The organism is Candidatus Andeanibacterium sp. (assembly GCF_057143545.1).
The window spans coordinates 1-21745 of record NZ_DBNHSF010000105.1 but is presented as its reverse complement, the minus strand read 5'-3'; the positions used below and the strand labels follow the sequence as shown (position 1 = coordinate 21745).

Sequence of the window (21745 nt, the reverse complement as noted above, 5' to 3'; positions counted from 1 at the left end):
GCCCATGGCGACATCAACACCATCACCCTGCTGCTGGGGGCCGAGGAGGCCGGGCTGCAACTGCTGACCGCCAAGGGCGAGTGGCTGCCGATTACTCCGCCCGAGGGCGCGCTGGTGGTGAATATCGGCGACATGCTCGAGCGGCTGACCAACAACCGGCTAGTCTCGACCAAGCACCGCGTGGTCAACCCGATCGGCGAGGCAGCCCGGCGGTCGCGCTATTCGATGCCGTTCTTCCTCCATTTCCGGCCCGATTTCACGATCGAGACGCTGCCCGAATGCGTCGATGAAGCTCACCCGAACCTTTATCCCGAACCGCTTTCGAGCCACGATTTCCTGCTCCAGCGACTGCGCGAGATAAACTTGGCGTGAGTCGCCGCACAGATGCGGCGATGCTGTCGCAATTTGTCGCAGCCCTGTTGAAAGCCTGTTGAAAACTCCCGCAGCGTCGTTTTTTCGGGGATGTTGCAGTGCAGCAACAATACCGATTTTATCAAGTGGTTGCAGTGGCTAACCGGAGTTTCCTCGACAGGAAGATTGCTCAAGTTGCCGTTGTAACCAATCCGTCATGGAACGGACACGCTTGCGACCAACGCGCTCCATAGGGACACCACCGGTCAGCTACCACTCAAGGGGGTCCCCTCGCCATGAAGCTCAAATATCTCCTCGCCGCCAGCGTCGTCAGCCTGTCGGCCAGCGTCGTCCTTCCCGCGCCGGTTCTCGCACAGCAGGTGACCTCGACGATCGAGGGCACGGTGACGACCGATGACGGATCTGCCCTGCCCGGCGCCACCGTCACCGTGCTCGACACCAGGACCGGCCAGCAACGGACGATCGTCACCGATAGCGGCGGTCGCTTCCGCGCGGTAAACCTGGTACCCGGCGGGCCCTACACGATCACCGCCACAGCCGGCGGTTTCGAAGGCCAGGTGGTGGAGAATCAGTATACCACCACGCAGGCAGCATCGAGTTTCAGCTTCGTCCTTTCTCCTTCGAGCGGCGAAGAATTGATCACCGTTACCGGCGAACGCGTGCGCGCAACCCAGGTGGCCAACGGCCCCGGCATCGCCTTCGGCCCCGGAACGCTCGAAAACTTCCCGTCCGTCTCGCGCGACATTCGCGACATTATCCGGATCGATCCGCGCGTCAGCCTCGACCGTGACAACGAAGTCGATCGCATCTCCTGCCTGGGCGGCAACGACCGTGCCAACACCTTTACGGTTGACGGCATTGTCCAGGCCGATTCCTTCGGCCTCAACGGCACGCCCTTCGCTTCGCGCAACGCGATGCCCATTCCCTACGACGTGATCCAGGAAACCTCGGTCGAATTCGCGCCCTTCGATGTCGAATATTCCGATTTCACCGGCTGCCTCATCAACGCCGTCACCAAGTCCGGCTCGAATGAATGGCATGGCAGTGCCTTCTTCGCCTATCGCGACGACGGGCTGCGCGGCAGCACGATCGACGGGATGGACTTCGATCCCGGCGAGTTCAACGAGAAGCGCTGGGGTGCGACTCTCTCCGGCCCGATCTTCAAGGACCGGCTGTGGTTCTTCTTCGGCTACGAGGAAACCGATCTTGGCGACACCAACGAATTCGGCCCGTCGGGCGCCGGCTTCCCCAACGAAGCGGACTTCGTCACGATCGAACAGTTCGAGACCTTCGCGCAGATTGCGCAAGATGTGTATGGCCAGGATGTGGGCGGCTATCCCCGCACCCTGCCCGAATCCTCAGTGCGCTATTTCGGCCGTCTCGACGGCTACATCACCGACGATCACCGTTTCGAGGCAACCTACCAACGGCTCGAGGAGACCAATGTCGAGCTGGACGTCGGAAGCGACCAGTTGACCGGCCTCAACAGCTTCGAGGACGAGGGGACAATCTCCGACTACTACGCATTCCGCCTGTTCTCGAACTGGAGCGACTCGGTCTCGACCGAATTGCGCCTGTCGCGCTCGGAAGTTGGCGACGTCCAGGGACCGGTTGGCGGCGGCGAAGCCCAGTCGGACAATCCGATCGTCCGGCTCGCGGTCGCGCTCGAACCGATCGAGGGCGTGACCGACGAATATGGTCTGCTGACCACCGGTCCGGGCATCTTCCGTTCCGCCAACGCGCTCGACACCAAGGTCGACCAGGCCAAGTTCCAGGTCAATATCGACGTTGGCGACCACCAGTTGAAATTCGGCGCCGAAGTCAGCGACCTTTCGGTCTACAACCTCTTCGCGACCAACGCGACCGGCACGCTCATTTTCCGCGGCTTCGACGATTTCGCCGCCGGCCTGGTCGCTCCCGGCGACTATTCGAGTTCGTTCGACGGCGCGCTCGAAGTGTATGAGGGGAACGACTTCGGCGACATCCTGGGCGGCGGCACGATCGCCGCCACGGGTTCAGGCGATATCAACGAAGCTTCGGCCACTTTCGGGCGGACCATCTGGTCGGTCTATGCCCAGGACGAATGGCAGGCATCGGACCAGCTGAGCCTGACCGCCGGCGTGCGGGTGCAATTCTATGAAGGCGATGCTCCGCGCGAAAACCCGAACTTCATCAATCGCTTCGGTTTTTCGAACGCGGTCGCGTTCAGCGATATCGATCCGGTGATCCTGCCACGGTTCGGATTCACCTATGACCTGTTCGACCAGGGCTTCTTCAATGACTCGGTAATCAAGGGCGGGGTCGGCGTGTTTTCGGGCGGCGACCCGATCGTCTATTTCTCGAACGCCTTCTCGAACAACGGCTTTTCCTTTGCCGATGGCGACACATTCGACAGCGAATGCGCCGGACTGCTCGACATGAACGGCCAGTTCGATGTTGTCGTAGACGGCGTCTTCACCGGCATGCCGCAATGCGCGATCGACGCCGCGTCGAACGTGGCGTCCCAGGGCGGCAATGCCGTGCAGTCGACCGACCCCAATTTCGACAATCCGACCGTGCTCCGGGCAAATCTGGGCTTCACAACCTATCTTGGCGGCGGGAACGGGTTCTTCGACAACTGGCGGCTCGATCTCGATTATATCTACAGTCACTTCATCGACCCGATCAACTGGGTCGACCTGGCATATACCGTGAACCCCGCGCTCGGCCTCAACGGCTACACCGTGGACGGTCGGCCGATCTACCGCTCAATCGATGCCTCGCGGGCAGGCTGCGATGCAACTCTGGCGGGCACCGGCGGCACGCCGCCGGTCTGGTCCAACGTGACCCCGGCATGCTTCACTTCCAGCGGCGCCCGCGACGACGAATTGCAGCTGACCAATGGCCCCAGCTACGATAGCCACGTCGCTTCGATCATCCTCGCCAAGCATTTCGATGGCGGGTTGTTCACATCCGGCGGCGGCACCGACGTCGGCTTCGGTTACGCCTGGATGGACTCGGACAATTTCCGCAATGCCAACAGCTCGACGGCGACCTCGAGCTATGACGAAGCGGCCATCTTCGATCGCCAGAATCCGTCGGTCGGCACTTCGAACTACGAAACCAAGCATCGCTTCACCTTCACGGTCAACCTGCGCGAGGAATTCTGGGACGGCTACGACACGCGCGTCGGCCTGTTCTTCACCGCTCGCTCGGGCCGCCCCTACACCCTGACCTTCGACGGCAGCGGCGCCTTCATCGACAGCGCCGCGGGCAGCGACAACAACCCGCTCTACATCCCGAGCGGGCTGAACGATCCGAATGTGTCGCCGATGTCCGATCCGGACGCGGTTGCGGACCTTTTGGACTATGTCGCGGGGCTGGAATGCGCCGAAGGCTATTCGGGCCGGACGATCGACTCGAACACCTGCACCGAGGACTGGGTCTATGACCTCGACCTGCGCATCAGCCAGGAGATTCCCGGCTTCATGCAGTTCTTCGGCGGGAACGACCGGTTCGAGCTGTTTGCCGACATCGACAATGTCCTCAACCTGCTGGACAGCAGCTGGAACACCTTCCGCACCATCGGCCAGTTCGGCGATGGCCAGCTGGTCGACCTCGTCGATGGGAGCTTCGACAGCCAGGGCCGCTACATCATCACCGGCTTCAACCCCGATGATTCGCCCAGCGTCTCGGTCTCGAGCTCGGTCTGGAAAATCCAGCTCGGCGCGCGCTACAAGTTCTGAACGACCAGCGTCCGCGCTGAGCGGGTGAGGGGCGGCGCCGTTCGGTGCCGCCCCAATTGTACGCAATCTGCCGAAGGCCTGGCCGAACTTGCAGCCAGTTCCGGACCGGACCTGCAACGCCATGCCGGGGCGCACCACGACGCGATCGAGGAGCTCGTCCAATCTGCCGGGTCTGGCCGCTTGCCCTGCCCCGCTTGCAGCGATTAAGCTATCGCGGCGCAACGGCAGGAGAATACGTGCCCCAGGTAAGTATCGAGCGGATCGAACAGGACATTCTCGCCATTTCGCGTTTCGGGCTGCACGAGGCCGATCGCGGCGTATATCGCCAGGGCTTCAGCGAGGCCGACATGGAAGCGCGCAAATGGCTTGGCCATGCCTTCGACGAGCTTGGCATGGAGCACCGGATGGATGGTGCGGGAAACGTCATCGGGCGCTTTGGCCCGGCGGAGGGGCCGGCAATCGCCATCGGGTCGCATCTCGACAGCGTTCCGGCCGGCGGGATTTTCGACGGGGTGCTGGGCGTCGTGGCGGGCCTCGAAGTCGTCCGCTCGATGAAGGACCACGGAATCGAACCGCACCTGCCGATCGAAGTGATCGGTACCAGCGAGGAGGAAGGCCGCTTTGGCGGCATGCTCGGCGCGCAGGCGATGACGGGGCACCTGACCCGCGAGTGGCTTGAGACCGCGGCCGACGAACATGGCAACGCCCTGAAGGACGCGATGGCGGAGGTTGGGCTCGATCCCAACGGTGCGCTCCGCGCCTATCGCCGGCCGGAAGAGCTGAAGGCATTCCTCGAAGTGCATGTCGAGCAGGGGCCGGTACTCGACACCGAAAGGCTCACCATCGGGATCGTCGAGGGAATATCGGGCGTCTTCAAGTGGAATTGTCGCCTGATCGGCAAGGCCGATCATGCCGGGACCGCGCCGATGGACATGCGCAGCGACGCCTTCATGGGGATCGCCGATTTCGCGCACGAGATCCAGCGGATCATCGACGAGGAAGGGACCGACAAGAGCCGCATCACCATCGGCCATGTCGCCTTGAAGCCGGGCTTTCCGCACACCGTGCCCGGCGAAGCCGATTTCACGATTGTCGGGCGCGACCTCGACGAGGATGTCATGCGCGCACTCGCCAATGCCTGCCGCCGGGTACTTTCCAGCATCGCCCGCAAGCACAAGCTGAAATTCGAGTATGAGGAGATGAGCTGGCTCAAGCCCGCCTATTGCGACGAGGGCATTGTCTCGCTGATCGAGAAGAAGACAAGGGAGCTTGGTTACAGCTACAAGCTCATGCCCTCGGGCGCGGGCCACGATGCCCAGTTTTTCTGCAGCCATACCAGGACCGGGCTGATCTTCGTCCCCTCGGTCGGCGGAGTCAGCCACGCTCCTGACGAATGGACTCACTGGTCGGATATCGAGCGAGGGGTACAGCTCCTGTTCGAAACAGTGATGGAACTGGCCTGCGAGCGAGTTGCCGCCTGAGGTTCCGGGGCGGAGAGGAGAGTCGAGGCAATGATCGGGCGGCACTTGTACAAATCGCCACAGGGAAGGACAGGCAAGTGATGTCGGTCGGAGCGGAACGCTACAGCCGGGTGGCGATAATGTTTCACTGGCTGCTGGCCCTGCTCGTCGCCGGCGAGATCGCACTGGGATTCTCCATGCCGCGCGATGCCAGCGGATTCGCGCTCTATCAGCTGCACAAGTCGATCGGCATCACGATCCTGCTGCTCACCCTTGCCAGGCTCGGCTGGCGGATCGGCAACAAGCCTCCGCCAAGGGGCGAGACAGGGCTGACCGGAAGGCTGGCTGCGCTGGTCCACGCGCTGTTCTACGTCTTTCTTGTCGCAACTCCTCTGACTGGCTGGGCGATCGTCTCGACGGCGGAGATGGAAGTTCCGACCCTGCTCTTCGGAGTAGTGCCGTGGCCGCACCTGCCGCTGCCGGAGGCGCTCAACGATCGAACCGAAGACCTGCATGAGTGGCTGGCCTTCCTCGGACTAGCCCTGTTTGCGCTGCATGTCGCCGGGGCGTTGCGGCACCAGTTCCTGCTCAAGGATCGTGTGCTCGAACGGATGAGCCCCAGCGGGTCTCAGGCCCTTGCGCTGCTCTTGGGAGGCGCGGTCATCGCGTTTGGCGCGGCAGTCTTTGTCCTTGCAGCGCCAAGTGCTTCGGTCCGGGGGCCGGATGTCGCAGCCGCTTCGCCGGCAGCCGGGCCACGCGTGCAATCGGGCGAGGAAGGGGTTGAAGCCGGCGAAGTCCAGGACGGACGGACAGGCGAGCGAGAGGTCGAAGAGCCAATCGGGACGGAAGCCGAACCGGCTGCGGAACCGGCGGCTGCCGCCACCCGATCCGGACAACCCCCGTCCTGGACAGTCCAGCCGGGCGGCTCCCTGCGCTTCTCCCTCGACAACGAAGGCTCGCTGATCCGCGGAAGTTTCGGCCAATGGGATGCGGACATTGCGATGGACCCGCAAAATCCGGGCACGGCGTCGATTACCGTCCGGGTCGCCCTCGCCAGCGCCACCATGTCCGATGCGACCCAGACGCAAATGCTGCAAGGCGAAAATTTCTTTGCCACCGCAGCCAACCCGGTCGCGATCTTCCGCTCCGCTTCAGTCCGGCAGACCGGCGCAAACAGTTATCGTGCCGACGGGACGCTAACCCTCAAGGGCCGCAGCCATTCGCAGCGCATCGATTTCACGCTCGTCGGCACCGGTAACAGGCACTCGGTGAGCGGCAGCGGCTCGATCAACCGGACGGCCTTTTCGGTCGGCACCGGTCAGGAGGCGGAAAGCCTTGGCGCGCAGGTTCGGGTCGAGTTCGCCTTCGACGCCGTACGAGTGGGAAGCTGAACCGCAGAACACCCGCCGGCTGCCTGATCAGCCCGCCGGGACGAGCAAATCGCCCATCGCATGCAGCGCGATTGCGTGGTTGAGGATGATGTCCTTGCGGGTGTTGTGCGCGTGATCTTTCGACTTGCGATAATCGTCGATCGACTGGCGCAGCCTGGTCTCGTCGAAAATCCCGACTTCGGCCAGCCTTTCGGGTGAGAGCCATTTGTCGATCAACTTGTCGATCTCGGCGGTCTTGGCCGCGTCGGTATGCGCGGGCGGAGCCATGAAGGCGAATTTCTCGCGCTTGTAGAGCACTTCGGGAAGGACGTGCTTCATCGCCTCGCGCACCACCCACTTTTCGATTCCGTCGCGGATGCGGACATGCGGCGGGATGCGCATCGCGAGTTCGGCGACATGGTGGTCGAGAAAGGCCGGACGGCTTTCGAGGCTGTTCGCCATGTCGACCCGGTCGCCGCCCCAATTGAGAATCTGCCCTTCGAGCATGGTCTTGATCCAGCTGTACTGGACCTTGTCGAGCACGTGCCGTCCGTCGAGCATTGTCTTGTCGAGCGATTGGGCGATCGCAGCGACTGGATCGTAATCGCCGAGCTTCGCCTTGAACTCCTCGCTGAGCAGCGGCCTGACCCGTTCGAGCACCAGCATCCAGGGCTGGATCCAGCCGGGCGTGAAGCCCATCAGTTCCTCGAACGCCGGGTGGCTGACCTGCTGTTCGGCGAGCACCGAGCCGGAAAAGATCGCGTTGCGCTGTTTCATCTCGTCGCCGGCGCCGGTCTCGGCATAGGCGGGATCGTGGAGGAAGAGGTCAGCCTTGAACTGGGCATAGCCGCCAAACAGCTCGTCCGAGCCCTCGCCGGTGATGACCACCTTGTATCCGGTTTCGCGGACATGGCGGCTCATCAGCATCTTGGCGACGCCGAGCGTGTTGTAGAACGTGCGCTCCGAATAATAGACCGCGTCCTCGAAATTCCTGCCGTAGAGATCGACCGCCTTGATGTTGAGGATGTCCTGGTCGGCCCCGGCCTTTTCGGCCATTTCGGTGGCGATCGCCGCTTCGTCGTAACGCGCATCGTCGAAGCTGATAGTAAAGGCCTTCACCGGGCTCTGCTGGATCGCCGCGGCCATGCCGATGATCGAACAGCTGTCGATCCCGCCCGACAGGTAGCAGGCAACCGGGACATCGGCTTCGAGCCGCAGGGCGATGCTTTCGACCAGCGCGGCGCGGACATTCTCGATATGCTCCTCGTCGGGCAGGTCGTCATGCTCGCCGTCAAGCGGGAACTCGGCGTCCCAATAGATCCTGTCCTCGATCTCGAAGCCGCTATCGGTCTTCTGCACCACCAGCATGTGCCCCGGCTTGAGCGCGTGGATGTCTTCGAACAGCGTCATTCCCGGCACCATCACCTGCATCATCTGGTGGAGCTGGGCCTTGGGGCACATCGTGCGGGGTACGTCCGGATGGGCGAACATCGCCTTGATCTCGCTGCCCCAGAAGATGCCCCTTTCACCGACATGGTAGAATAACGGGCGAATGCCGAAGCGATCGCGCGCCAGGATCAGCCGCTGCCTTTTCTCGTCGAAGATCGCGAAGGCGAATTCGCCGCGCAAATGCTCCATGAAGTGAAACCCGTGCTTGTGGAACAGCTTGAGGGCGATTTCGCTGTCGGACCTGGTGGTGAATTCATAGCCATCGGTGCGCAGCAATCCACGCAGCCGCCGATAGTCGTAGAACTCGCCATTGACGGTCAGGATCAGGCCGTCGGTCCCATCCTCCTGCTTGCCGGAGATCGGCTGGTCGCCGGCCTCGAGGCCGATGATCGAGAGCCGCGTATGGACCATGGCGAGCCCGTTATCCGGGTCGAGATACTGGCCCCAGCCATCGGGGCCACGATGATGCAGCCTTTCCGCTGTCGCCATGGCAATCTGCGGCATGTCCTCGCGATAGGCGTTTGGGGTCCAGGACCCGGCGATTCCGCACATTTGGTTTGGATTTCCTCGTCTTGGGGCGCTGTCGGGATCAGACCAGGAGGTCGTCGGGCAGGGTATTCCTGACCCGGTCGAAGATCGCGAGCAGCAGGGCCTGGCGCATCCACACGGCGCCGTCGGCCTGGTTGAAATAGAGGTTGTGAACCGTGTCATCGAGATCGGTGTCCAGTTCCGGCCCGCGCGCCAGCGGGTGCAGGATCACCGTATCGAGCTTGAGTCTGCTCCCGGCATCGAGCTGGAACTGGTCGTCGTAGAAGCGGTAGCCGTCACCCAGGAAGGCAATCGCGTTCATGTAGATCACATCGAGATATTCGAGGCTCCCTTTGAGGTCGCGCGAGAAATTGATCCCGATCGGCGATTTGTCACACAGCTCGCGCATCTCGTCGCCCAGCGGATCGGCCATTTCCGAGAAGATCGTGATGTGGTTGATGTTCTCGTGAAACAGCAGCGCGAGGGTTAGAAAACTCTTCACCGTGCGCATGTTCCCCGGCGTGCCGATTATCCCGATATTGATGCGGAACTTTTCCGGAATGCTGCCGAAGCAGATTTCCGGACGCCATTTCAGCAGCGCATACCAGTCGGCCAGTGCCTGGGTCGGGTGTTCGTCCGACCCATTGCCGCCATTGATCAGCGGAATGCGGAGATATTCCGTCATGTCCGCGACCGCGCGCTGCTCGGTGTGGCGAACCACCACTATGTCGGCATAGGAATTGAACATCTGCCCGATGTCGCGCAGGCTTTCGCCCTTGGCGACGCCGGTCGTCTTGCCATCGGCAACGCTGATCGTGTTGCCTCCGACCGCAAGCATTGCGCTTTCGAAAGACAGGCGCGTGCGAGTACTCGGCTCGAAGAAGGCCGCGGCCATGATCTTGTCCTCGAGCGCCTTGCGCGCAGGGTATTTCCGGGTCTGGAGATAGGCCGCGAGCTTGACCAGCTCGGCCAGCAATTCCTTGTCGAACTGCGCCGCCGAGAGGATCGAGCTGTTGATAAGCCGGTCGAGCACATCGAGGCGCAGCTTGGGCGCGTGCTGCAGAACGGCCTCCGGATCGGGACAATTGCCGAGCCTTCCGGCCTGGCGTTGGGGGTCGGCCTTGTGCGCGACCTGCGCAGCGGGAACGCTCACCAGCTCGACCCCGACAAAATGTCGCGCACCAGCAATGCGATCAGGGCGGTGGCGGAAGCCGCACACCAGATCAGCGATCCGTAAACGAGCACCGCCAGGAAAGTGGAAGAAAACATCAGATACCCTCTCTCAGCCTTGCCCAGTCGAACCGGGTCTTCGAGAAGCAGGCACAGGCCAGCACCCAGGCCATCGAGACGGCCGTGCCGATCGTGCTCGCAACATACCAGCCGATCTGGAAATAGCTGACGAGGCCGATGCCGCCGCCCAGCAGCATCCCCCCGACCGCACCCAGGCTGTTGGCCCTGCGCCAGTACAGCCCCGTCACGATCGGCCAGATCAGGGCGCCGACCAGCGGTCCTGCAAAGAACAGCACCGAAGCAAGGGTCCCGATGCGCGGGACGCAGACTGCCCAGGTACCCAGGCCGAGTAGCAAGGTGATCCATTGCGCGACCTTCTTGAGAGATTCCGGCTTGGCCAGCGGATGGAACAACCGGCGATAGACGTCTTCGGTCAGCAGGTCGGATGTAGCCGCCAGGAGGCTGTCGATCGAACTGGCGAGCGAGCAGAACACGATGATGAAGATCGCGATCGCGCCGATCTCGCCCAGCACATTGGCGATCACCAGGGGGCCGACCATGTCGGGACTCGGCACGCCCACGCCAAGCGCGCCCGAAGCGAGCGCAATGAAGCCCGCGGCGATCGGGATCGGCAGCCACACCAGCCCGGCAATCGCGAAGGCCTTGCCCGCGACAGTCTTGCGGAAGGCGAAGGCGCGGCTCCACCAGACATTGTTGTGGAACACTTCGCCGATGCCGAACAGGAGGTTGTTGAAAATCGCCATCAGCGCAGCGGGAAACAGGATTGTCGCCAGCATCGGCTTGTTCTCTGCGAGATTGGCATGGATCTGCTCGACCGAAACATTCTGCAGCACGGTGAAGCCGACCACGACGATCCCCACCAGGATGATCATGCTCTGGATGAAGTCGGTCCCGATCACCGCCACCAGCCCTCCGCGCATGGTGTAAAGTACGCATACGAACAGGATCACGCTCATCCCCCAGACATAGGGAATGCCCGAAAGCGCGTTGAGCAGGATGCCGCCCGCCATCGCCATGCTCACCAGCCAGGTCAGCGAATAGAACAGGGTGAAGACGAGGAATACGCCCCAGGCGACGCGGCCATAGCGCAGGCGGAAGAAATCGCCCGAAGTATAGCCATTGGGCATCAATTCGCGGATCCGCCTGGCCATCGGCGCGAACAGCAGCAGGCCGAATGCCGCCATCGAATAGGCCAGCATCCCCCAGATACCGAGCTCGAGCGCGAATTGCGGGGCGAGCATGGTGGTGTTGGAGGTGATCCAGGTCGCGACCGCGGTCGCCGAGCCAAGCGCGAGCCCGACATTGCGCCCGGCCAGGGCATGGTCCTCGAAGCTCCTGTTGCGGCGGCCCCAATAGAAGCCGAGTGCGACCCACAACACGCTGAAGATCGCCAGCAGGGTCCAGCCGGTATTCGGGTCAAGAAGCGCGCCGCCGGGGCTCATGGCCGAGCCCCCCTGAAGATCACCGCAACCGTCGCCAGGGTGATGATCGCGCCGATCAGGGTCAGCCAATAGGCCCGGGCGAGCGACTGGTGCTCGACCGCCAGGTGGAGCGCTTCGGATTGGCGGCCTTCGTCATCGCGCAACATCAGGTAGTACTCGCCGCCTTCGAGGCCGGAGAGGAAATAGGCCTTGTTGCTCCCTTGGTAGAGCGCCTCCCCGTCCGCGAAATCGGGACTGCCGGCAATGATCAGCACGGCTTCGCCGGGCGCTTCCCACTCGACGAGGATATGGCCCGTGTCGCTTGCGGCTGAATCCCCCGCGACAAACGCGAGGTCCTGCGCCTGGGCAGGTGTACAGGCCAGCATTCCCGCCGCGAAGGCCGCGATGGCCGGAACGGTCATTCGCCCCGGGAGCAGCCTTCGCGGTTCGTGAACTTCGAACGCCAAATGACGATGAGAGGCGGTATCGCGCCCCGTGGCGAGATGCTCGCTGGAATGGAAGATTGGTCCTTGCCCGTCCTGCCGGCCGAACTGCCGGAGCGCCTGCTGGTGTGCCTAGAGCGCTATCGACTTTGATGGCATCAAAGTCGACGCTCCAGGTCTCGGTTTTGCCGCGATTTCCGAGTCGCCAGATGCTTCCATCCCGCTCGAAATCGCTCTAGAGCCTGCGGCCCCTACCAAATGAAAACGGTCCTGTGAACCGGTCGCTGCTCCTCAACCGCTCGCCCATGCGCGATCGGGGCCCGGCTTCGGCAGGAATCCGTGACAGTGCTGGCAGCCGGGAAGCAACCCGGCCCCGATCATCCGCCAACCGAAAATCGATAGAGGATGCGGTTGTGATAGCTCTCGCCGGGATCGAGCCGGGCCGAGCCGAATTCGGGCTTGTTCGGCGTGTCCGGAAAGACCTGCGGTTCGAGGCACAGCGCATCGCCCATGCGGTAGATCGTCCCTCCCTTGCCGGTCACGGTCCCGTCGAGGAAATTACCCGAATAGAACTGGATGCCGGGCTGGTTGGAGAATATCTCCATAACCCTCCCGCTTGCGGGATCTTCCATCCGGGCCAGCAATTGTTCGGTTGCGGCCGGTGCCCGGCTGACTACCCAGTTGTGATCATAGCCGCGACCGAAGCGCATCTGCTCGTCGCTGCCATCGCGGATGCGATCGCCAATGACAGTGGGCGTGCGGAAGTCGAATGCCGTATCCTCGACAGCGCGAAACTCTCCCGTCGGAATGAGGACATCGTCGACCGGCGTGTAGTGATCCGCCGGGATGGTCAGCACCTGGTCGAGGATCGAAACGCCCGATGACGCCCCGGCAAGATTGAAATAGGCGTGATTGGTGAGGTTAACGACGGTCGGTGCATCCGTGACCGCGCGGTAGTCGATCGCGAGCTCGTTCGCTTCGGTCAGGGTATAGGTCGCGCTGACCGACAGCGTGCCGGGATAGCCTTCCTCGCCGTCAGGGCTGACCAGCAGGAAGGTAACGCTGGCCTCGTTTGCTGCCGATGAAACCCCGGCGATGTCCCACAACCGCTTGTCGAAGCCCTGGATGCCGCCATGGAGCGCATTGGGCCCATCGTTGGCCGCAAGCTGGTAGGTCGTTCCGTCCAGCGTGAAGCGAGCGCCCCCGATGCGATTGGCATAGCGCCCGACCGAGACCCCGAAATAGTTCGGCGCCTCAAGGTAACCTTCGATCCCGTCATAGCCGAGCACGATGTCTTCGGAGCCGTCTCGTCCTGGAACATTCAGCGCCTGGATCAGCGCGCCATAAGCGATGATCCGTACGCTCATGCCGCTATCGTTGGACAGCACCACCGCTTCCACCTCGCGCCCGTCAGGCAGCGTTCCGAAGTGGTCGCGCTCGGCCTCGGCGGCGGCCGCAGCTCCGCTCGACAGGGCCAACGTGGCCGCGATCAATATGCTCTGTTTCATCGTTCGGGATCCTCCAATTTGAGCTTGGGCATGTCTTCGAGCGCCAGGCGCAGGAGTTCCTGCATCGCCTTGCGCGCGAGGGCAGGCTTGCGCGATGCGACGGCGTCGCGCAGCGCCTCGTGTTCGGGCAGCGGATCGCGCGGATGCTTGCTGGCTTGCTGCTTGAAGCGCGTCGTCCAGCGCACGGCCGCGGCTACCGAGGTGCCCAGCGAGATCAGCGCTTCGTTGCGCGTCGCCTCGAGCAAGGCGGTGTGAAACTGCTGGTCGGCGGCCTGGCCTTCGGGTTTCGCCAGGCCATATTTGCGCATCCCGGCCAATCCCTCGTCCATTCTGGCAAGGTCATCGGCGTCATGGCGAACGGCCGCCAGCTCGGCCGCGGCAGGTTCCAGCACTCCGCGCAGTTCGAACAGGTCGCGGACGAAATGCTCGTCCGGCGTACCGGCGAACATCCATTCGAGCATGTCCGGATCGAGCAGGTTCCACCGGCGGCGCGCGGTGACATGGGTGCCGGCCTTGGGACGGCTTTCGAGCAGGCCCTTGGCGGTGAGGATACGCATGGCCTCGCGATAGGCGGTGCGCGAAACTCCCAGTTCCTCCGATTGCTCGATCTCGCCGCCAAAGCCATCGCCCGGCGCATAATCGCCCGAGAGGATCGCGATCCCCAGGTCTCGCGCCAGGGCCTGGTGGAGCCTCAAATTGCGCGGCTTTCCCGATTTCGGCGTTGCGTTCATTTTTGGCGCCTATTCCTCGAACGGCTCGACCCGGACGATCCGGCCGCCGGCCAGGGCGTCATCGACGATCCGCAGGGGGACGAGGTCGATCTCGCTCTTGGCGGACCGGATCAGAGAGAGGAATCGGGCATAGAGGGCGCGATATTCGGGCTGCTCATGCACGACCTGTTCCACGCCATCGATCTCCAACCGGTTGCCGCCCGCCGCCAGTTTCGCCGATCCGCGATCGGTCCTGATCTCGATGTCCCAACTCTGCGGCCCCGCCTGGCGAAAATCGAACTCGGCCGAGACGGGTATCTTGCCATCCAGGGACAGCGAAAGCCGCGCCGCGATCGGCGTGGCGCAATTGGCCGGCACGCTCAGTTCCGCGTCAACCAGTCGCAATTCGCCCGGGAGGGCCATGGAAAGAATCGAAAGCGCGTTGATGCCGGGATCGAACACGCCGAACCCGCCTTCCTGCCAGATCCAAGCCTGGCCGGGATGCCAGAACCTGACATCCTCTTTCCAGGTCACCCGAACAGATTCGATTGATCTGTCGGCAAGCCAGTCGCGAGCAGCCGGGACGGCCGCTCCGAACTGGGAGTGCCACGCGGTGAACAGCGTTATGCCGCACTTTTCAGCAGCCGCGACAAGCTCCCATGCCTCGACGATCGAGGCACAGGGCGGCTTTTCAAGCAGCACATGCTTGCGCATCCGGATTGCCTCGCGCGCGGCCTCGGCGCGATGCACTGGCGGCATACACAACGAGACTGCCGAGATCTCCGGATGAGCGGCGAGCATTTCGGCCAGTCCAGGATAGGATGGAAGCCCCTCCATCGTTGTCACGGGATCGGCGACTGCGACCAGCTCGAACCCCTCGGTGGCGGCAATCGCAGGCAGGTGCTGGTCCTGCGCGATCTTGCCGCAGCCGACAATTCCGATCGGTACCACGCTCATAGTCCCCGCACCCGGACCAGGCCCTCGTTCGCCATCCGGGCCAGCGCATTCCGCAGCGGCAGGCGGAACGTATCGGCCTCGATCTCGAACCGGTCACCGGGCCGGGTCTCGATGCCGTCGGCAAAGCTGGCCGTCGCCGTGCCAAGGAAATGGACATGCACATCGCCGGGATGCCTGAATTGGGCATATTTGAAATGGTGATGTTCGAGATTGGCGATCGAATGCGTCATGTTTGCCTCGCCGGTAGCGAAGGGCTTCTCCCACAGAACTGCTCCGTCGCGCAGAATTCGACTGATCCCACGCACATCCTGGGGCAACTCGCCCAGCAGCAATTCGGGACCCAGAGCAGCCTGCCGCAGCTTCGAATGCGCCAGCCAGAGATAGTTTTCCCGTTCGGTGACATGATCCGAGAACTCGTTCCCGAGCGCGAAACCAAGCCGGACCGGGGCGCCATCCGCGTCGATCAGGTAGATCCCCGCCACTTCGGGCTCTTCCCCTCCATCGAGCGCGAAGCCGGGCATGGCGATCGTCTCGCCCGACGGGACGAGCGTCGCCCCGGTGCCCTTGAAAAACCATTCGGGCTGGACGCCGATTGCGCCCGCTTCGGGCTTGCCGCCCGCCTCTCCCAGCAGGAACATTCGCATCGAATCCGTCGCATTTCCGGCGGCGGCGGCCTGGTGCATCCGGTCTCGCCCCTCGGCCGATCCGCGGTGGGTCAGGCCGGTTCCGCTGACGGTCAGGTGCGCCGGGTCGGGATGGTCGACCGGTAGGAGCAGCCTGGCCGAGGCCAGATCGACAGTCTCGCCGGCCAGCTCACGCGCAAGTTCGGCCAGGCACCGGCCGGCGGCGATCGCCTGCCCGGCAAGTTCGAGCGTGGTTCGGGTTCCCTCGATCGCACGGGCCACGCCTGCGTTGTCGAGGCCTGCCACGCCGCGAAGTCCGTCGCGCTCGAACTGGACCAGTGACCGGATCGTGGGCGCATCCGCCATTGTCAGACCTCAGTGATTGTCGCGCGGCAGTCCGCGCGTCTGGGCGATGCGCTGGAACGCCTCGCTGCCTTCGAGGATCGCGCCGGTTTCCAGCTGGCCGGTGAGCCCGCGCTGGATTGCCTGCCACGGGGTCTGCGCCTCGGGAAACCCATAGCCTCCCGCTGCTTCCAGCTCGGCGCGGCGCGCTTCGAGTTCCTCGCTGGACAGCAACGCGTCGACCGTGCCCTTGCGCAGGTCGATCCTGAGCCGGTCGCCGGTCTTGAGCAACGCCAGCCCGCCGCCGACCGCCGCCTCGGGAGAAATGTTGAGGATCGAGGAGTTGCCGGAGGTTCCCGATTGCCGCCCGTCGCCGATGCAAGGAAGATCGCGAATCCCTTCACGCAGGAGATAGGCCGGCGCACGCATGTTCACCACTTCGGCGGCTCCGGGGTAGCCGACCGGCCCGACCCCGCGCATGATCAGCATGGTGTCTTCGCCGATACCAAGCGCAGGATCGTCGATCCGCGCGTGATAGTCCTCGGGTCCGTCGAACACCACGATCGGGCCCTCGAATGCCTCGGGATCTTCGGGATTGGAAAGATAACGCGCGCGAAACTCGGCAGAGATCACGCTGGTCTTCATCACCGCGCTGTCGAACAGATTGCCCGAAAGCACGATGAAACCTGCATCCTCGCGCAGCGGGTCGTCGAGAAAGCGGATCACCTCCTCGTCCTCGATCTCGGCGGTGCGGTTGTTGTCGCCGATGGTCCTGCCGGTGACTGTCAGCGCGTCCTCGCGGATCAGCCCTGCACCCATCAGCTGGTTGATGACCGCCGGTACGCCGCCCGCGCGGTAGAAATCCTCGCCGAGATACTCGCCCGCCGGCTGGAGATTGACCAGCAGCGGGACCTTGTGCCCATGGACCTGCCAATCCCGAATATCGAGCTCCACGCCCATGTGCCGGGCGATCGCGGCCAGGTGGATCGGCGCGTTGGTCGATCCGCCGATCGCCGAATTGACCGCGATCGCATTGAGGAACGCCGCGCGCGTCATGATGTCGGACGGCTTCAAATCCTCGCGCACCATTTCGACGATCCGCCGGCCGGTGCGCCAGGCGCATTCCTGGCGGTCGCGATATGGCGCGGGAATCGCGGCCGAGCCCGGAAGCGACATGCCGAGCGCTTCGGTGAGGCTGTTCATCGTCGTCGCCGTGCCCATGGTGTTGCAATAACCGGTCGAGGGCGCGGAAGAGGCGACCAGCTTGATGAATTCGTCGTCGTCGATCTCGCCGCGGCTGAGCATTTCGCGCGCTTTCCACACGATCGTGCCCGAACCGGTGCGTTCGCCCTTGTGATAGCCGTTGAGCATCGGCCCGACCGACAGCGCGATCGCCGGGATGTTCACCGCGGCAGCCGCCATCAGGCAGGCGGGGGTGGTCTTGTCGCAGCCGATCGTGAGCACCACGCCGTCGATCGGATAGCCATACAGGACTTCGACCAGGGCCAGGAAGGCAAGGTTGCGATCGAGCCCCGCGGTCGGGCGTTTGCCGGTCTCCTGGATCGGGTGGACCGGGAATTCGATGGCGATCCCGCCCATCTCGCGAATGCCCTCCCGCACCCGTTCGGCCAGCACCAGGTGATGCCGGTTGCAGGGCGAGAGGTCGCTTCCGGTCTGGGCAATGCCGATCACCGGGCGGCCCGAGCGCAGCTCTTCGAGGCTGATCCCGAAATTGAGGTAGCGCTCAAGATAGAGCGCCGTCATGTCGATATTGTCCGGATTGTCGAACCAGGCGGCGGAGCGCAACTTTCGGTCGAGTGTTGACGTCATATCGCCTCAGATATACTCATACAAATAGACAGGCAAGTTTGGAGAGGACGAGCGTGGAGGGAACGGAACCGCAGGCATCGGCCCAGCCCAAGGCGGCGGGCGGCGCGCCTTACCGCAAGTCGCTGGCGCTGCTGGCCAGCCTGTTCTTCATGTGGGGCTTCATCACCGTCATCAACGGTACCTTGCTGCCGCACCTCAGGAGCGTATTCGAGCTCAGCTATACCCAGACCACGCTGATCGAATCGGTCTGGTTCATCGCCTATTTCGTGGCTTCGGTGCCCTCGGCTTTCCTGATCGAGCGGGTCGGCTACAAGAAGGCGATCGTTATCGGTCTCATCGTCATGGCCGTGGGTGCGCTGGGAATGGTCCCGGCCGCGCGGATCCCGTCCTACGAAGTGACGTTGATCGCGCTGTTCACGATCGCCTGCGGTATCGCCCTGCTGCAGGTCGCGGCCAATCCCTATGTCGCGGTGATCGGCCCGCCCGAAAGCTCCGAATCCCGCCTCACCCTGGTCCAGGCGTTCAACTCGATGGGGACCTTCTTCGCGCCCTATTTCGGCGGCTATCTGATCCTCAGCCGGACGGTCGGCGGGACTTCGCTCGAAGGCACCCAGCTCACCCAGGCCGAGCGGCTGGCCGACGCCCAGGCGACGCAATTGCCCTACATCCTGGTGGCGATCGTGCTGGTGATCATCGCGGTCGTCATCGCGCGGGCCAAGTTGCCCACGCTGGGCCAGGAAACCCGTCGCGCCAATGCCGAGGAGCGCAAGCATCTCTCGCTCTGGAAACATCGCAACCTGGTCTTCGGGGTGCCGGCGATCTTCATCTACCTGATCGCCGAGATCGGCGTCGCCAATTTGTTCATCAACTTTGCGATCCTGCCCGACATTGCCGGGATCACGCCCGCCGAGGCCGCCAATTACCTCGTCCTCATGTGGGGCGGGATGATGGTCGGACGTTTCGCCGGAGCGTTCATCATGCGCGCCTTCCCGGCGGACAAGGTACTCGCGGTCTATGCCGGTGCTGCCTTCTTGGTGATGGTCGGGGCCAGCACCCTGCACGGGCCGATCGCGATGTGGTGCCTGATCCTGGTCGGGCTGTGCCATTCGATCATGTTCCCGGCGATCTTTGCCATGGGGATCAAGGGGCTCGGCCCGCTGACCGAAGAGGCTTCCGGCCTGCTGATCATGGCGATCGCGGGCGGCGCGCTGGTCGTGGTGCAAGGCTGGCTGGCAGACATGTACGGGCTGCAGAACAGCTTCTGGCTGACGGTCGCCTGCGAAGTCTATGTCTTCTGGTATGCGCTGTGGGGCAGCAGGCCGACCAATGCCCTGCCGCCCGAGAAGCTGACAACGGCGCAGGAGTGAGCGGATCGATCGTCCTGGGCGATTGGGGTTCGAGCCGGCTCAGGCTCTGGCGAATGGCAGGCGGCGAAGTCGCCGAACGCCGCGAAGGCCCGGGCATTTTCGAGGCACCCGACCCGCAAGCTGTCCTGCTCGAAACAGTAGGCGACTGGCCTGCCGAACGGATCGTGTTGTGCGGCATGGCCGGAGCGCGGGGCGGCCTGCGCGAAGTTCCATACCTGCCCTGTCCCGCCGCCTGCGGCGACTGGGCAGGGGCCGCAACCTCGTTCGGACTCGGCGATCGCAGCATCGCGATTGCAGCTGGCCTTTCCTGCCGCGGCCTGCAGGGCCGGCCCGACGTGATGCGCGGCGAGGAAACCCAGATCTTCGGCGCGATGGCGCTCGATCCTGCGCTCGCCCATGGAACCCATTGGCTGGTGCTGCCCGGCACGCACAGCAAGTGGGCCCGCGTTACGGACGGGAGCATCGCCGGTTTCAGGACCTTCCTGACCGGCGAGCTGTTCGCGCTGCTGGGGCAATCGAGCCTGGCGCTGGACGGTGGGCCCGCCGGGCCGGGCGACCGCGAGGGCATCTCCGACGGCCTCGACCGGGCGCTGGAAGGCGGCGGTTTGTCCGGCAGCCTGTTCGAAGCCCGCAGCGCGCAGCTGGTCGACGGACAGTCCCCCGGCTGGGCTCGCGGCTTCCTGTCGGGGCTGCTGGTCGGGACGGAAGTCCTCGAAATGGCGCCGCAAGGCGTGGTGACCGTGATCGGGGAGCCGGAGCTTCGCGCCCGCTACGCCGAAGCGCTGGCCAGGTACGGCGCAGAGCCGCGCCAGCTGGACGGCGAGGCCTGCGCCATCGCCGGATTGGAGCTGCTCGGTGACGATTGACGAACTCCTGGCCGATGGCGCGCCGCCGGTGATCGCGATCCTGCGCGGAGTTCGGCCCGGCGAAGTGGTCGAGATCGGCGCGGCCCTGATCGAGGCGGGCATCCGCATGATCGAGGTGCCGCTCAACTCGCCCGAGCCGTTCGAATCGATCGCCGCGCTGCAGGACAGCTTCGGCGACCGGGCGCTGATCGGCGCGGGAACGGTGCTGGATACCGCCTCGGCCGACCGGCTGGCCGGCACCGGGGCGAAGCTGCTGGTCGCACCCAACACCGCTCCGGAAGTGATCGCGCGCGGGATCGAGCGCGGGCTCGAAGTGATGCCCGGCTTCCTCACCCCGAGCGAGGCCTTCGTGGCGGTCGCTGCCGGAGCGCGCAAACTCAAGCTGTTCCCAGCCTTTGCCCATGGAGCAGCCTATCTCAAGGCGCTGAAGGATGTGCTGCCGCCCGAGGTCGGCGTGTGGGCGGTCGGCGGGGTCGATGCCGGGAATGTGGGGGACTGGCGCGGCGCCGGGGCCGAGGGCGTGGCGCTGGGCGGCGCGCTCTATAGACCGGGGCGGAGCGCCGCCGAAGTGCGCGCAGGCGCGGAACAGATCATCGCGGCCCTCAAGGGCTGACCGAAAGGAGAGGACATGAAAGCCATTTTCGCAACCGGGGCGGCGCTGGCGCTGCTCGCAGCGGCGCCGCAGGCCGCCGCGCAGGACACCACCGTCAGCATCGCGGCCGACCAGTCCGGCCCGACCATCAACCGCCAGATTTTCGGCCAGTTCGCCGAGCATTTGGGCACCGGGATCTATGGCGGGGTGTGGGTCGGGCCGGATTCCCCGATCCCCAATGTCCGCGGCATCCGCAGCGACGTGGTCGCGGCGCTGAAGGCGATCAAGGTGCCCAATATCCGCTGGCCGGGCGGGTGCTTTGCCGACGAATATCACTGGAAGAACGGCGTCGGGGCCACCCGCCGCGCCACCGTCAACGCCAATTGGGGCGGCGCGCTGGAGCCCAACACATTCGGCACCGACGAGTTCTTCGATTTCGTCGGCCAGGTCGGGACCGAGGCCTTCGTCTCGGTCAATGTCGGTTCGGGCACGCTCGAGGAGGCTTCCGAATGGATGGCCTACATGACCGCCGACCAGCGCAGCGCCGCCGGGGCGGAGCGCGCCGCCAACGGCCAGGCCGAGCCCTACCGGGTCAAGTTCCTCGGCATCGGCAACGAGAACTGGGGCTGCGGCGGCAATATGCGGCCCGAGCACTATGCCGACCTCCTCAAGCGCTTCGCCCGCTTCACCCGCAACTACAACCCGGAGCAGCAAGCGGGCGAGCATGTGATGCAGCGGGTCGCGGTTGGCCCCTCGGATGACGACACGCGCTATACCGAAGCGGTAATGAAGGCCTGGGCCGAGCGCGACTGGAGCTGGTCGATGGAAGGCCTCTCGCTCCACTCCTACACCGTGCCGCAATGGCCGCCCTCGCTGCCGAGCACCGATTTCGGCGAGGACGATTATGCGCTGATCCTCCAGACCACGCTCA

Annotated in this window: 16 protein-coding genes and 1 pseudogene; 8 read left to right on the top strand and 9 right to left on the bottom strand. The window is 64.1% G+C overall.

What is annotated here, in order from left to right; translation table 11 throughout:
* From AC16XC_RS06825 to AC16XC_RS06810, 4 genes are all read left to right on the top strand, one after another.
* On the top strand, positions 1-372 hold a 372-nt coding region (locus tag AC16XC_RS06825), incomplete at its 5' end, for a 2OG-Fe(II) oxygenase family protein (RefSeq protein ID WP_484033899.1).
* Positions 373-647: 275 nt separating this feature from the next.
* Positions 648-4097, top strand: coding sequence for a TonB-dependent receptor (locus tag AC16XC_RS06820; protein ID WP_484033898.1), 3450 nt, complete (start codon positions 648-650; stop codon positions 4095-4097).
* Positions 4098-4333: 236 nt separating this feature from the next.
* Positions 4334-5578 (top strand): allantoate amidohydrolase, encoded by a 1245-nt coding sequence (locus AC16XC_RS06815; RefSeq protein WP_484033897.1) that lies wholly within the window; start codon positions 4334-4336, stop codon positions 5576-5578.
* An 80-nt stretch (positions 5579-5658) separates the two neighbouring features.
* A complete protein-coding gene (locus AC16XC_RS06810; RefSeq protein ID WP_484033896.1) occupies positions 5659-6948 on the top strand; it encodes a cytochrome b/b6 domain-containing protein in 1290 nt (429 codons plus the stop codon).
* A gap of 27 nt (positions 6949-6975) precedes the next feature.
* Here AC16XC_RS06810 and asnB read toward each other — a convergent pair whose 3' ends face one another.
* The 9 genes from asnB to AC16XC_RS06765 all read right to left on the bottom strand — a co-directional run bounded on the left by asnB (position 6976) and on the right by AC16XC_RS06765 (position 17989).
* Entirely contained in the window at positions 6976-8928 is a 1953-nt protein-coding gene (asnB, locus tag AC16XC_RS06805; protein ID WP_484033895.1) for an asparagine synthase (glutamine-hydrolyzing), read from the bottom strand.
* Between the two features lie 37 nt (positions 8929-8965).
* On the bottom strand, positions 8966-10057 hold the full coding sequence (locus AC16XC_RS06800; protein ID WP_484033894.1) for an aspartate/ornithine carbamoyltransferase family protein: 1092 nt from the start codon (positions 10055-10057) through the stop codon (positions 8966-8968).
* Positions 10058-10172: 115 nt separating this feature from the next.
* Positions 10173-11597 carry a sodium:solute symporter family protein gene (locus AC16XC_RS06795; RefSeq protein ID WP_484033893.1) on the bottom strand — a complete coding sequence of 475 codons (1425 nt, stop codon included), beginning with the start codon at positions 11595-11597 and terminating at the stop codon, positions 10173-10175.
* On the bottom strand, positions 11594-11998 hold the full coding sequence (locus tag AC16XC_RS06790; RefSeq protein ID WP_484033892.1) for a hypothetical protein: 405 nt from the start codon (positions 11996-11998) through the stop codon (positions 11594-11596). Before AC16XC_RS06790 ends, AC16XC_RS06795 begins: the two co-directional genes overlap by 4 nt.
* Before the next feature lie 398 nt (positions 11999-12396).
* Positions 12397-13527: an aldose epimerase family protein gene (locus AC16XC_RS06785; RefSeq protein ID WP_484033891.1), complete on the bottom strand. Its 1131-nt coding sequence runs from the start codon at positions 13525-13527 to the stop codon at positions 12397-12399.
* Entirely contained in the window at positions 13524-14258 is a 735-nt protein-coding gene (locus AC16XC_RS06780) for a FadR/GntR family transcriptional regulator (protein ID WP_484033890.1), read from the bottom strand. The genes AC16XC_RS06785 and AC16XC_RS06780 overlap by 4 nt, the downstream gene beginning before the upstream one ends.
* Before the next feature lie 9 nt (positions 14259-14267).
* A complete protein-coding gene (locus tag AC16XC_RS06775) occupies positions 14268-15194 on the bottom strand; it encodes a Gfo/Idh/MocA family protein (protein ID WP_484033889.1) in 927 nt (308 codons plus the stop codon).
* Entirely contained in the window at positions 15191-16183 is a 993-nt protein-coding gene (gene araD1, locus AC16XC_RS06770) for an AraD1 family protein (protein ID WP_484033888.1), read from the bottom strand. The genes AC16XC_RS06775 and araD1 overlap by 4 nt, the downstream gene beginning before the upstream one ends.
* Positions 16184-16192: 9 nt before the next feature.
* Positions 16193-17989: an IlvD/Edd family dehydratase gene (locus AC16XC_RS06765; RefSeq protein WP_484033887.1), complete on the bottom strand. Its 1797-nt coding sequence runs from the start codon at positions 17987-17989 to the stop codon at positions 16193-16195.
* Between the two features lie 53 nt (positions 17990-18042).
* On the opposite strand from AC16XC_RS06765, the gene AC16XC_RS06760 reads away from it, so the two are divergent.
* From AC16XC_RS06760 to AC16XC_RS06745, 4 genes and pseudogenes are all read left to right on the top strand, one after another.
* Entirely contained in the window at positions 18043-19356 is a 1314-nt protein-coding gene (locus tag AC16XC_RS06760; protein WP_484033886.1) for a sugar MFS transporter, read from the top strand.
* On the top strand, positions 19353-20222 hold the full coding sequence (locus AC16XC_RS06755) for a 2-dehydro-3-deoxygalactonokinase (protein ID WP_484033885.1): 870 nt from the start codon (positions 19353-19355) through the stop codon (positions 20220-20222). Before AC16XC_RS06760 ends, AC16XC_RS06755 begins: the two co-directional genes overlap by 4 nt.
* Positions 20212-20835, top strand: a complete 624-nt coding sequence (locus AC16XC_RS06750) for a 2-dehydro-3-deoxy-6-phosphogalactonate aldolase (RefSeq protein WP_484033884.1) — start codon at positions 20212-20214, stop codon at positions 20833-20835. The genes AC16XC_RS06755 and AC16XC_RS06750 overlap by 11 nt, the downstream gene beginning before the upstream one ends.
* Before the next feature lie 15 nt (positions 20836-20850).
* Positions 20851-21745, top strand: a pseudogene (locus tag AC16XC_RS06745) (alpha-N-arabinofuranosidase); the annotation flags it as partial.

What these genes read in the sequence shown, in the direction of transcription:
- araD1 (WP_484033888.1), bottom strand. Translation starts at nt 16,183, where the DNA reads ATGGCGGATGCGCCCACGATCCGGTCACTGGTCCAGTTCGAGCGCGAC.
- asnB (WP_484033895.1), bottom strand. Translation starts at nt 8,928, where the DNA reads ATGTGCGGAATCGCCGGGTCCTGGACCCCAAACGCCTATCGCGAGGAC.
- AC16XC_RS06820 (WP_484033898.1), top strand. Translation starts at nt 648, where the DNA reads ATGAAGCTCAAATATCTCCTCGCCGCCAGCGTCGTCAGCCTGTCGGCC.
- AC16XC_RS06765 (WP_484033887.1), bottom strand. Translation starts at nt 17,989, where the DNA reads ATGACGTCAACACTCGACCGAAAGTTGCGCTCCGCCGCCTGGTTCGAC.
- AC16XC_RS06795 (WP_484033893.1), bottom strand. Translation starts at nt 11,597, where the DNA reads ATGAGCCCCGGCGGCGCGCTTCTTGACCCGAATACCGGCTGGACCCTG.
- AC16XC_RS06790 (WP_484033892.1), bottom strand. Translation starts at nt 11,998, where the DNA reads ATGACCGTTCCGGCCATCGCGGCCTTCGCGGCGGGAATGCTGGCCTGT.
- AC16XC_RS06810 (WP_484033896.1), top strand. Translation starts at nt 5,659, where the DNA reads ATGTCGGTCGGAGCGGAACGCTACAGCCGGGTGGCGATAATGTTTCAC.
- AC16XC_RS06785 (WP_484033891.1), bottom strand. Translation starts at nt 13,527, where the DNA reads ATGAAACAGAGCATATTGATCGCGGCCACGTTGGCCCTGTCGAGCGGA.
- AC16XC_RS06780 (WP_484033890.1), bottom strand. Translation starts at nt 14,258, where the DNA reads ATGAACGCAACGCCGAAATCGGGAAAGCCGCGCAATTTGAGGCTCCAC.
- AC16XC_RS06775 (WP_484033889.1), bottom strand. Translation starts at nt 15,194, where the DNA reads ATGAGCGTGGTACCGATCGGAATTGTCGGCTGCGGCAAGATCGCGCAG.